The following is a 12,158-nucleotide window of genomic DNA, read 5'->3' as shown; positions in this document are numbered from 1 at the left end:
TCAGACCCTCGCAATATATGCTTGGTATTCCAGTACATACTCGGGTTGATCTTGCGTATGAGCATCACTAGAGGATAGGCGTTCTTGTTCGAACGGCTGATTTTGTTGCTTCGACTCAGGTTGATGGTGGCTAGGTTGGTCAAGACTAATGTTCACCTCAGACAACTCTGAATTTTGCGAAATCAATTCGTGTCGCAAACGCTCCGATGTCGCTAAGATCGCCTCTCTGGTTAGCGCCGATGACGCACTCATTTGGATGTTCACTTTGTCACCATCAACGCGAATGTACATCTCTACCTTGCCTAACTCTGGTGGATCAAAGCGAATTCGAGCCGCCTGATTTAACGTGTCGAACTGAAGCTGAATTTTATCCCTCAATACTTGATGTATCTGCCTTTGACTTTCTAAGCTAAGCTCTTTGGTCGCCTCTACCATCGGAGCCGAAGCCCTAACATAGCTGCTATCACTGGTAGCATTAACCGCTTCAACTATCGGCTGCCCCATTAACAATGGAGTGGTGGAAGTAGCCCCTAACTTGAGACTTGCTGGAGTGGCATTGAACATTGAACTGGCTAGCTGATGATTAAACGATAAGGCCAACTCTGAGCTGGTATACCTATTGGGGGTGTGACCAACAAATGAAGGCGTGCTCGCTTGCCAATCAGCCCCTGAATGATCCACTCCTTTAGAAGATAATAGCGAGCTGCTTTTTAAACTGAATTCAGAGCCCGCTCCCCGTCTTTGATTCATCAATTCCAACTGCTGGGTAACAAAATGAGCAATCGTACTTAACTGCGGCAGTTGAACCTGTGGCTGCTGCACGAAATCTTGTGGCGAGTCGAACGACTGCACTGCTGCTCTATCACTCAGATTCAACCCTTCCGTTGATGCCTCCAATCGAGTTAGAGGTGAGTGAGAGTGAGTAGTATCAAACCCAGGACTCAATAGTTCAGGATTAAATAGTTGTGAGTAAGAAAGTACCGAATGAGAAAAACTAGCCGTGCTTTCAGAGGCACTCGTATTAGGTATCAAAGCGGAATCTGGAGAAATTGCAGACATAGACGAACTCACCTGATCAAGCACCGAAAATAGCGACTGAAAAGACTGCGCAAGCGGCGTCATACGTATCTCGCCTAGTTCTGAAGCCAATGGTTCAAAAGCTAAAGCTTCAGAGGCTAAGGTTTCAGAAGCTATAGGCGTCGCTAACGTACTCGCGGTGTTACTTTTCACTGAAGGACTTGCCGTCGACAGTAAATCCAAACTGCTCCTATAAGACGACGTTTGTGCTTGTAATTCCATAATTACTCTCCCGCTCTGACCTGTGTCTGAGCATAGGCTTTGTCACGTTCACGTAGACTGATATTGTTACTAAGCTGCTGTTTTAATAAGGCTTGCTCATGAGTCACTAAGATTCGACATTGCTCATGAGCCGACTTAAGTCGCCTAACGATAGCAACATAATCAGGGTGCGACTGTTCAACCTCTAGCAGCACCTTTTTCACCAACAGATTAAGCTTCACGATCTCAGCAAATTTTTTGCGATTTGCTGCGTCCTCTAACTTACTAACAAGACGTTCTACCTGTTTAGGATTGGGCTTCATCAAGCCACTCCATTGCGCCTTCCCATCCCTCTTTCAGATCGGTCACGACACCAATCAACTTAACGATAAGTTCGGTATTCATCTCTTTCGACGCCTCAAATACAGTCGCAATGGCGTGCTCATACAAGGCGTGTATGTTTTGGATAAGCTCTTCCCCAGTCGATAAATCCAGAGATGCATCGAGCCCAACTAAGATATCAATCGATTTTTGCGTTGCGTTAGATTTGAGCTCCAAGTCTTTGGTTTCAATTGAAAATTTGACACTTTCTAACTCTTGGATCAGTCGCTCGTGTAACATACAAATCAATTCAAAGCTCGACGACACTGAAGCATTAGCCGTCACTTGAACATTGGCATAGTTGGCTTGCTGCTGTTTCCCTAAAAGCATGTGTTGCTCCTTAGATCGTGAAAAGTCCAGATACCGAATCCAATTGACTACTGAGTGAGTTCAGTTGAGTAAATTGAGACAGGTAGCGGTTGTAGTAAGTCTCATAGCGAGTGTCGAGCGCCGCTAAGGCGTCATTAATGCGGCTCTTTTCATTATCGAGCGTATCTATTCGTCGACTCAGGGAGCCGTTAGAGAAGTCGATATAGGTTTCAAGTTTGCTTTCAAAAGCTTCAAAGACTCCACCGCTTCCAGTGAATAGTGTTTCAAAATCGACCGTCGTTGCCGCACTTTCAAATTTGCTGGAGTCGAGGCTAAGCTTGCCATCGCGGTCGATTTCGAGCCCTAACTCAAACAAACGAGTACCGTTGTAGTCATCACGTATAACGCTAGCCAGTTGGTTTTTGATGCTGCGCACTGCGCTATCCGAAGCCAATACGCCCCTTGTCTCATCTTCATTACCAGAAGCGGTTAGGTTAGTGATCTCAGTAACAGCGCTGTTATAGGCATCAACAAATTCTTGTAAGGAAGCGACCGTGGCGGAAAGATCATCGCCAATTTCAATCTTTGTTGCTGAATCTCCGCTGTTGTTCGATTTAGTCACCGTAAGGTCAACGCCATCAATGAGTGATTCAAAGGTATTACTTGAATTAGTAAGTTGAGTGCCAAACTCGCCACCGAGTGCGATCACCGCATCTTGGGCTGTTTGCATTGGTGCGGCGCTTGCTGCTGCCACCACCGTATCCCAACCGCTGGCGGCATCTGCAGACAAAGTAAAAGCAGCGTCAGCGCCTTCATTTTCAGAACCAAACAGCACTTTCATCGACCCTTGCGACTTAACGAGAGTGGCTTGAATAGAACCGTCAAATTGATCATTGAAGTAACTTACAAACTCGCTGTACGTAACATCACCACTTACGTCAGTGTCTGCATCCATAATGTTGATGTCTGTAGTAACGCCGCCTTGAGTGACAGAAAACACGCCTCCCGACGCCATAACATCATTTGAATCGACCGAGTTGGCATCAAAAACTACTTGATGATTGGAAGCCACCTGTTGCACAAAAACATCTAAGTTGATGTCATTCACACCAGAGTCGACGGAGAGAGAGAAATAGTCATCACTCGATGTCGAGGTTGACGTTTGAGTTAGGCTGGACCCAGATTGAGTAAACTCGTAAATTTTATCTTCAAGCGACTGAAGGGCCGTTTTAACTTTACCAATCGCAGAGGTCTTTGAGGTAATCGTTGACAACTTTTGGGTATAGCGCAACTCAAAAGGCTGCACATCTAGACTAGCAAAATTGCTAGCTAACTGAACCGCATCAACGTTCATAACTCTTCCCCTTAACTCGTATAGGAGGTACAGCTCTACCCTCCTGCTACTCGGCTAATATATAGCCGCTACTGAGTAAATAATTGCTACTCAAACTAGCCCAATAGGCTCATCGCTAATTGAGGCACCATCTTCGATGCACTCAGCATAGAAGCACCCGATTGCATAAGCATTTGCTGCTTGCTCATCATTCCAGACTCAGAGGCAAAATCGGTATCCATGATTCGACCTTTAGAAGACTCTAAGTTTTCCGTCATATTGCCAAGGTTGGTAATAGTGTGTTCAAGACGGTTAATATTCGCACCGAACTCTGCTCGCGCAGTACCCAACAGCTCAATAAGGCCACCTGTACCAGATAGAGCATCAATATTAGATGCTGCACTTAAAGCACCGCCACCAGCAGCTAGTGCGTGACCTGTCACCGCACCGACTTCAGTTGATGCATCAACCGATAAGGTTTCCGTTGATGAGGTACCTATCTGAAACACAACCGCACCGGCACCAAAGCTACCTGTAGTGAGCAAATTGGTACCACCAAAATTTGTATTCGACGCTATGTTAGCTAACTCATCACTGAGCGCATTAAACTCAACATCAATCGCAGTTTGGTCTGCTGTAGAATTAGTCCCATTTGCATACTGAACGGCTAGGTCGTTCATTCGATAAGCAATATTGGTCATCTCGTCAAAGGCCCCCTCTGCAGTTTGCATCATAGAAATCGCATCCTGAGAATTACGCATTGCTACATTCATCCCGCGTGATTGAGCTTCCAAGCGGTTAGCAATTTGTAGGCCTGCCGCATCATCGGCAGCTGAGTTAATTCGAAAGCCGGTAGACAGTTTTTCCATGGATTTAGTTAATGCACTGTTGGTCGACTGCAATGTATTTTGAGTCACTAAGCTTGCGTAATTTGTATGTACTGATATAGCCATCTGATGTTCCCCATCTGTGTTTGCTGTTCACTAACTGTTAACGACAGTGGAAAAAATTCATTTCATATTTTTCGGAAAAAAGATCACTAAATTTAAAAATAGCAAGACTCAAAAATGAGAAGTGCGTAAAAGTATCCTAGTATATTAATCAACAATATTCATAATAATGGTTGTTATGAGACACGTATTAAATGCAATAGCTGCACGGCTAACAATTCCAATTGTGTTACTCATGATCTTGGCGATGGTGATTCTGCCGCTGCCACCAATTTTATTGGATACGTTTTTTACCTTTAATATCATGCTTGCCATCGTCGTCTTGCTGGTCAGCAGTACCGTTTCACGAGTGCTTGATTTCTCTATATTTCCCTCGCTATTACTTGTCGCTACCCTACTTCGATTAACCCTCAATGTAGCCTCTACCCGTATCGTTCTACTCGAAGGTCACAATGGCGGAGACGCCGCTGGTAAGGTGATTCAGTCTTTTGGTGAAGTGGTTATCGGCGGGAGCTACGTTGTCGGTATCGTGGTGTTCATGATCTTGATGATCATTAACTTTGTGGTCATCACCAAGGGGGGCGAACGGATTTCAGAAGTATCAGCACGCTTTACTCTGGACGCCCTACCAGGGAAACAGATGGCCATTGATGCAGACTTAAATGCAGGCGCTATCGATCAGAAAGAAGCCAAAACTCGACGTTTAGAAGTAGGAGAAGAAGCGGAGTTCTACGGCGCAATGGACGGTGCCAGTAAGTTCGTTCGTGGTGATGCGATTGCTGGGCTATTAATCCTGTTCATCAACTTAATCGGTGGGGTTCTAATAGGGATATTTGAGCACAACCTAACCGCAGAAGCAGCTTTCCAAACCTATGCCCTACTGACCATTGGTGATGGTCTGGTTGCACAAATTCCATCGCTGCTACTGGCCACATCCGCCGCTATCATCGTGACGCGAATTAGTGATAACGATAACGACATGGCACAAACGGTGAAAAGGCAGTTACTTGCGTCACCGAACAATTTATACATGGCTGCGGGAGTCATGTTTGTTATTGGTAGCGTACCAAACATGCCGCACTTAGCCTTTTATACCTTTACCGTATTGTTAGCGTTTGTCGGTTGGAGACAATCTAAATTTCAGCATGTTACGCCCGATACAAGCCCCGATTTAGATACGCTTCCTCAGCCTCATCAAGAAAATACGATTGATTGGAGCATTATTCCCAACGTGGATGTGATTGCCCTGTCGTTAGGCTTCAAGTTGGTTCCTTTAGCAAGCTCTCAAAAGGGCGGTAACCTGATTAAGAGTATTCGTGGCAGCCGAAAGACACTCAGTGAACAAATAGGCTTTGTGATGCCAGAGGTGGTGATAACCGACAACCTCTCACTAAAACCTTCCGAATACGCCATTAGCATTGATGGCGATGAGATTGAGCGTGGCGAAGTTTATGCCGATAAAGCGATGGCAGTAGGCAACCATATTGAGCATCCTGATCTCGATGGCATTGTTGGCATCGACCCAGCCTATCAGCTTCCAGCGCTATGGATTAAAAAAGGGGATAAAACCAAAGCGATCAATCATGGCTTTCAAGTTATTGAGGTGCATGATGTCATCGCCACTCACGTCAGTAAAGTGTGCAGCGAACACCTAGAAAACATCTTCAATTATGATGACGTGAAAGCCCTCAACCAGCGACTTGCTATGCAGCATCCAGAGCTTGCAGAGAACCTAGCAAACGTTATTAGTCCGAACCTACAAATGCAGGTCATCCGTCAGTTACTGGCTCAACAAGTGCCTATCATTAACGTGAGGACCATCGCCAACACTATTATTGAAAGCGTCGACACCATAAAAGACCCAATCTTGCTGTCTTCTAATATCCGGGTCGCGTTAAAACGAACCATCGTCAATTTGATCTCGCCAAACAGCAAGACTATCCATGCTTTCATTATTGGTGCAATCTTAGAAGGAGAGTTAAAGGGCGCGATCTCTTTGAGTCAGCAAAGCGACCCCAATATTCCTCTGGACTCGATTCCTGTTGAGCCGACGATCTTGCAGAAATTCCAAAATCGCATGCCGACCATAGTACAAACCATGCAGAGCCAAAACCTGCCACCGGTCATCGTAGTGCCTCCCACCACACGCCCTATGATAGCCAAGTTAGCCAAGGCCTTTGCCAAAGAGCTGATTGTGCTGAGTTACAATGAGATCCCAAATGAGTATGGATTAAATGTGTTAGGGGATGTGGAGTAAATAATAATTCGCTCATTGAATCTGATTCTAGAACACACGAACTCTGTTTTTTTCAATGACTACGCCACGTAGTAACTTTCCAGACTGTCGATTCTTAACAGAGACTGTGTCACCTATCAGCCCACTTTCCAACGCCATTCCTAACGTTTCTAAACGTATACGATTCGATTGAAAAACCACATCCACAGAGTGCCCCTTTTCAACATCATAATCCAAATACATCGAGGAAGTGGTCAACAAGCCTCCCTTGTTCACTGAGCGCTTAATTTTGCTGCCAACGATTTCGCTGGCCTTGAAGAACACCTTTTGGTCTTTGTAGAGTTTGATCGGTTCAATCGTAATATCGTCATGCGTTAGCCGTTGGCCTTTCTTAAGTGCTTTATTAGCTGTCGCAGTCCAGACGGTTATTGTCGACGTTGAGGTCGCAGAAAGGGTCCATCTCTCAGGCGCACAGCGCACATTCCACTTTTGTTTGCCAAGCTTGATCTTGCTTCTATGGGTCACTTCAACAGACTCAGTACACGGCGGTAACTGATGAATAGCCCGAGAAAAACGCAGCTGAACATCGAGTTGGTACTGTTGGGGATAGCGGTAGCGAATGGTTTGCTCAATGAGCGAATGGATTTGAGTGGAGAGTTGCTGTTCAAGTGCAATGCTATCTGATTCTGCATTCACCTTGGTCACACAACCATAGACGAGCAGCAATGTACCAGCTAGCTTTAATAATCTAACCATACACCGCCTCAGCCTAAACATTGACTCTTAATTGATGCTTACCAAGCGCCTCTTCCATTGCTTGATGCTGCATCACCATGACACTGCCTTGGCGCGCCAACTTGGTTTTACACTGGTTTATCGACTGCTCAATTTCCGCATCCAACGTTTGAACGCGTTGCAGTGCCTTTCCTTTAAGCCGAGCCTGCATGTTTTTTGCGTACTGTCGCTCCTTACAACCGAGCCTTTTGGCCAGAGTAAATCGCTTGGCGTCAGCGTCAGCTAGCCGTTGAGTCAGTGATGTGACCGCTTGATTGAGGGATTCCAGCTTCTGATACTCACGACTCAATATCGCAGCACGAATATCATCTAAACGTACAGATAACTCGCCCGACAAAGCCAGCACATGCTGACCATAGGTAATATAACCAATCAGGTCACTTCTACGTTCCATGATCCAGTCTCGTAATGACTTTCGCTAGCTCATCCATATCAAACACTAACTCTCCCGTGGAAATTTGCGCTTTAATCTGCTCGACTTTAGCCATATCGATATCGTCTATACCGTCAAAAAGGCTCTTGGTATTATCGAGTAACTCCACTTCATGCTGAGAGAGGTTAATCGACTTCACCTTCGCTTTTTGATCGGGCTCGGTTTTTTTGTTTTGAACCACATCTACCTGAGTATGAGGCACAACGTGTTTCACATTGTCGACCTTAATTTGACTCATCTCTGCCTACCCATTTTGCTGCACTACTAATTAACTATAACGGCAGTATTTCGTCTCTGTTTCACCTTTTTCTCAATAGTTTGATTACATTGTCTCTGGTTGGCCCACTAAAGCCGCGATGAATTGACCTAAGCGACAGCTCTGGGTTACTCACTAACTGATGCTTAAAACTGCCTAATTTTTGCAACTCGGGGTGTGAACAAAACGCGATAAGCTGGTCAGCTTTTTGCCTTTTCATTTTCAACATTTTCGATAATGCCAAATACAGTTTATTAACCCGTTCAAGCAAGGCGTCGATTTGTTGATTGGAGCCCGGCTCATTGACCAACAAGCGACTGATGTCGTCCAACACGGGATAGCGAGCTTGAGCCGGCACCGCAATCGGAGGCCCTTCAGCATACCGACCACCTTGGCCTGAAACGAAAACCTGCCCATCCCACAAACGCCATTGTTGGTCTCGAATACCGATCACAAACTCTTGTTGTTCATTGATTCTGAGCTGCAAATGCGCATAAGCAAACATCATCTTGAATTGTTCTAGCAATACCTCTCTGTCTTCTGAACGTTCAAACGCCAACGGTATCAAGCGGTTATTGATGTACAGAGAGACAACCTCATCGCGAAACCGCTCTCGCTGTAAGTCGAGCCCCGGAATCGTAAATTCGATAAAAGGATTGTCGCCTTGAATCGGTGCAAAACTTGAGTCCACGACATAGTCACCAAACAATCTTTTCTGACTCCAAAACACCAATTTTTTCTTAATGACATCGATGTGGTTGGCTTGCTCAGGGCTGTATTGATTCAATTCTGCTAACTGGCGCAGCTTAATCAATTCGCTCGCCACAGTTCGTAGCACTTCCCCCGCCATCATAAGCCTGCTGTACATTTTGTGAGAATCGGCAACCTCAGCAATCAGCTTAGGCCTTTCTTGCAAGTTCATTTGCACCATTTGCTGCCTAACGAGTGCATTGTTCGGCTTGTTACTGGTTAGCTTTTCCGGCTTTTTAATTTTTCCCGTCGTTGTCGGATTCACCTGATTTTTGCGCTGCGTAATACCCGTGAGTTTCATACCACATCTCCGATTAGGTCAACCTTGGCTCGTTAGCAAAGTTCAGCTTGATGATCTCTTCCGATTGCATTTGTTTGACTATATCAATGATATCTTTACGTGCTTGCTCAACCTGACTGACCGGCACAGCACCAATGCGTACTAGGTTTTCTTTGAGCTCTGTCGATACCCGTTGTGGCATAGAGTTAATAATGTAAAGGCGACAATCTTTATTGGTACCTTTGAGGGCATATGCCCATTGCTCCAGGCTGACTCTTTCGTTAATCAGGTTGATGGTTTCTAGGTCTTGATTAAATAGGGTGAAGAAATCAAACATCGCCTCTTCCACCAGCTCTGCGGCTTCAGCGTCTTGATCATGAAGGAATTGGAATAAATTGCTTTTGTCACCGGAATAACGGTTGATAAGGTTCGCGACCACTTTCGAACCTTGCAGGCTGGCAGACCCGCCGCTGTGATAATTGACTTTGCAGCGATCGATAAGGTCTTTTAGTGTCTCCATCAGACCAGAGGTTAACACCTGTGTCTTAGAGATTTGCAGGATTAACGCATGGCACTCTTGTTCCTCATACTCCTCCATAACACGACCGCTGTATTCCAAAGGGAGGTGGGCAATCAATAGCGCTTGCAGGTTAATGTGCTCTTTCTTGAGATCATTGACCAAAAGCTCCGGAGGAATCCATGCCAGCTTTTCAGCATGTGAGCGGATCTCATCACCATAAATCTCCGACACAAGATCTCTCGCCAAATTGCCGTTTAACGTCTTTTCCAGCACATTGGTGATGTATTGTCGTGTCCCGCCGAGAATCCCGGAGTGCTTACGAAAATCATCAAAAAAGCCCGACAAAGAGACCAGCGCATCTTTGGCTTTGATGTCCTTCATTTTACTCATGGCATGCGTGATCTGTTTGATCTCTTCATGGGTGAAGCCTTTGAGTACTTCAGAACCGATGTCCTCTCCCATGGTCAACACCAACATCGCGACGCCGTCCACTGATTGATAGGTTTGTTTGCCATCCATGCACCTTCTCCCTACTGACTTTTATTTGATTCGTTATGCTTGTATCCAAGTACGTAAAATCTCAGCCACCCTATTCGGGTCTTCTTTTGCGATTAATTTGAGATGTTTAATTTGAACTTCGAGTGGGCTATCCGCAGATGGCAAGTTGTCATCAAGCGCCTTAATACCGGTTGCATCAATACCTAACGATTCCAGTTTGGATTGTAAGGCTGCATCAGCGGCACGCTCTTCTTTGGTAATGACGTCATCGTATTCCATGCTTTCCGCTTCCAGCTCTTCTTGCTCCGCTGACTTAGTAAGGTATTGTGCTAGAGGTCGCAGCACCACCATGATCATCAAGCCACTGAGCATCACTCCAAGTAGATATTTAAGAGGCTGCATAATATGCGTGTTCTCAAACCAAGCAATCGGGGCTTGCTCTGGAATACTGGCAATCACAAAAGGGAAGTGAGTGATGTGAATGCTGTCGCCGCGCTCGGTATTGAACCCTATTGCCGAACGAACCACATTCTCAACATTAGTAAGCTCTTCAGGTGCCCAAGTTTGATTGGGGTTCGCTAAGTCGTTCACCACAATAGAGACAGAGAGGTTCTGCAATACACCTTGCTGATGCTGAGTATGGCGAACCTTGCCACTCACCGCATAATCACGCGATGTTTCACTTCGATTGACCTTGGCGTTAGGCTCTGGTTGAGGCTCTCCATCGGTCACTGGTGGTGTGTTGCTCAATGCCCCCGGAATCCCGAGCGCCATCGACGACTCGTTCATGTCACTCAATAAGGTCTCTTTTCGAACCACAGGATCAGCGTAGATTTCTTCTGTTTCTTCAACCTTAGAAAAATTAATATCACTGGCAATTTGAACTCGAAAGTTGGCTGCACCGAGAATTGGGGTCAGCATGTCAGTCGCTTGAGCGACCAAGTTTTTTTCAAGGTTACGCTTGTAATCGGATTGCTTGCCAGTCGTCACGGTAATGTCCCCAACCGTCGCATCATTTGATAACAAACGACCATGTTGATCGACCACTCGCACATGTTCCGATTTAAGTCCAATAACCGCACCAGATACTAAGTTAATGATGGACTCAACCTGAGTCGGCTTAAGGTCCATCCCATTAATAATGTGCACAATCACCGAGGCTCTCGGCTGCTCAGCGTCATCACGCATAAACAAACTTTCCTTCGGTATGGCCAAATGAACACGAGCCAAGCTCACTGCACTCATGGTGGTGATACTGCGTGCTAACTCGCCCTCTAGAGCATGGCGATAGCGAGCATTCTCCATAAACTGACTCTCGCCGAGGCTCTTTGAGCTATCTAGCGAATCAAAGCCACTCGGCAATTGTTCTTTTAAGCCTTTAGACGCCAATATCATGCGGATTTTGGCGACGTCACCTTCGGGAACCAGTATTTGTCCATCGTCCTGACTCAACTGGTAACGTATTGATTCCTCATCCAACATTTGCAGTACTTGGCTAGAGTCGAAGTTCGCTGATTTGCTATAGAGAGGTCTAAACCGTTCTGATGACGTCCACAACATAATCACGATGATCGCCGCAGTAATCGTCGCAAAAATAGTGATGATAATGACGTTGCGTTGTGAACTTTGCCAAAACCTCGTGAGCCAACTAGAGGCCTCAGTGAGCTTCTCTTTGGCTACTCCCATATTATTGGTCAACGCGGGTTGAGTTTCTGCTTCTGCTGCCATCGCTAATCCCTAGCCTAAATTGGCATTTTTATGATGTCTTGAAAGTTGGACACCATCTTGTTGCGCACTTGCATCAATGCATTAAACGAGAGCTGAGCTTTCTGTGATGCGACCGTCGCTCCCAATAAATCATCGCTTTTACCTAACTCAACGGCGGTGATTTTTTCCGAAGCATGAGATTGGTATCTATCTACGGTATCGAGCACACTTTTCAAGGTGTTGCTGAACGCCAGTGAATTATCGGATACCGGGTTAACCGTGTGATTGTCATGCGTGATGCCTCTCACCATCGCTCCCGTGACAGCTTGGTTAGAGAACGGATTACTGGCAACCTCTTGCTGCTGCTCTATCTTCCCTAACATTGCTTGTTGCATTTGGACTGCAGTCATCTTTTCCATTGTTTACCCTCGC

Annotated in this window: 13 protein-coding genes; 1 reads left to right on the top strand and 12 read right to left on the bottom strand. The window is 45.8% G+C overall.

Annotated features, from left to right (window positions below; translation table 11 throughout):
• From HRQ85_RS01945 to lafA, 5 genes are all read right to left on the bottom strand, one after another.
• Positions 1-1,299, bottom strand: a complete 1,299-nt coding sequence (locus HRQ85_RS01945) for a flagellar hook-length control protein FliK (RefSeq protein ID WP_172378520.1) — start codon at positions 1,297-1,299, stop codon at positions 1-3.
• A 2-nt stretch (positions 1,300-1,301) separates the two neighbouring features.
• Positions 1,302-1,601, bottom strand: a complete 300-nt coding sequence (locus HRQ85_RS01940; RefSeq protein WP_059017864.1) for a hypothetical protein — start codon at positions 1,599-1,601, stop codon at positions 1,302-1,304.
• The gene (gene fliS, locus HRQ85_RS01935; RefSeq protein ID WP_048610093.1) at positions 1,585-1,989 is read right to left on the bottom strand and encodes a flagellar export chaperone FliS; all 405 of its coding nucleotides are present in this window, start codon (positions 1,987-1,989) and stop codon (positions 1,585-1,587) included. The genes HRQ85_RS01940 and fliS overlap by 17 nt, the downstream gene beginning before the upstream one ends.
• A gap of 10 nt (positions 1,990-1,999) precedes the next feature.
• The gene (fliD, locus tag HRQ85_RS01930; RefSeq protein WP_172378519.1) at positions 2,000-3,322 is read right to left on the bottom strand and encodes a flagellar filament capping protein FliD; all 1,323 of its coding nucleotides are present in this window, start codon (positions 3,320-3,322) and stop codon (positions 2,000-2,002) included.
• A 95-nt stretch (positions 3,323-3,417) separates the two neighbouring features.
• Positions 3,418-4,254 carry a lateral flagellin LafA gene (gene lafA, locus HRQ85_RS01925; protein WP_048610097.1) on the bottom strand — a complete coding sequence of 279 codons (837 nt, stop codon included), beginning with the start codon at positions 4,252-4,254 and terminating at the stop codon, positions 3,418-3,420.
• Between the two features lie 166 nt (positions 4,255-4,420).
• Between lafA and HRQ85_RS01920 the strand changes: the two genes are divergently transcribed.
• Positions 4,421-6,508: a flagellar biosynthesis protein FlhA gene (locus HRQ85_RS01920; RefSeq protein WP_172378518.1), complete on the top strand. Its 2,088-nt coding sequence runs from the start codon at positions 4,421-4,423 to the stop codon at positions 6,506-6,508.
• 27 nt (positions 6,509-6,535) lie between these two features.
• Here the strand turns inward: HRQ85_RS01920 and flgA are convergent, their stop codons facing one another.
• The 7 genes from flgA to HRQ85_RS01885 form a co-directional block, all read right to left on the bottom strand.
• Positions 6,536-7,243, bottom strand: coding sequence for a flagellar basal body P-ring formation chaperone FlgA (flgA, locus tag HRQ85_RS01915; protein WP_048610364.1), 708 nt, complete (start codon positions 7,241-7,243; stop codon positions 6,536-6,538).
• Positions 7,244-7,256: 13 nt separating this feature from the next.
• Entirely contained in the window at positions 7,257-7,676 is a 420-nt protein-coding gene (locus tag HRQ85_RS01910) for a hypothetical protein (protein WP_050651142.1), read from the bottom strand.
• Positions 7,666-7,953, bottom strand: a complete 288-nt coding sequence (locus HRQ85_RS01905) for a flagellar biosynthesis anti-sigma factor FlgM (protein WP_172378517.1) — start codon at positions 7,951-7,953, stop codon at positions 7,666-7,668. The genes HRQ85_RS01910 and HRQ85_RS01905 overlap by 11 nt, the downstream gene beginning before the upstream one ends.
• Before the next feature lie 61 nt (positions 7,954-8,014).
• Positions 8,015-9,022 carry a hypothetical protein gene (locus HRQ85_RS01900; RefSeq protein WP_172378516.1) on the bottom strand — a complete coding sequence of 336 codons (1,008 nt, stop codon included), beginning with the start codon at positions 9,020-9,022 and terminating at the stop codon, positions 8,015-8,017.
• A 13-nt stretch (positions 9,023-9,035) separates the two neighbouring features.
• Positions 9,036-10,040 (bottom strand): FliG C-terminal domain-containing protein, encoded by a 1,005-nt coding sequence (locus HRQ85_RS01895; protein WP_048610108.1) that lies wholly within the window; start codon positions 10,038-10,040, stop codon positions 9,036-9,038.
• A gap of 33 nt (positions 10,041-10,073) precedes the next feature.
• Complete coding sequence (fliF, locus tag HRQ85_RS01890; protein ID WP_061037797.1) at positions 10,074-11,747, bottom strand: flagellar basal-body MS-ring/collar protein FliF; 1,674 nt, start codon at positions 11,745-11,747, stop codon at positions 10,074-10,076.
• Between the two features lie 14 nt (positions 11,748-11,761).
• Positions 11,762-12,145 (bottom strand): flagellar hook-basal body complex protein FliE, encoded by a 384-nt coding sequence (locus HRQ85_RS01885; RefSeq protein WP_050643537.1) that lies wholly within the window; start codon positions 12,143-12,145, stop codon positions 11,762-11,764.
• Between the last annotated feature and the right edge of the window lie 13 nt (positions 12,146-12,158).

Origin of the sequence: Vibrio sp. Vb339, assembly GCF_902751245.1 — a bacterium.
In the GTDB taxonomy this organism is placed as follows: Bacteria; Pseudomonadota; Gammaproteobacteria; order Enterobacterales; family Vibrionaceae; genus Vibrio; species Vibrio coralliirubri.
The sequence above is the reverse complement of the archived record's forward strand: the minus strand, read 5'-3'. Positions and strand labels throughout refer to the sequence as shown.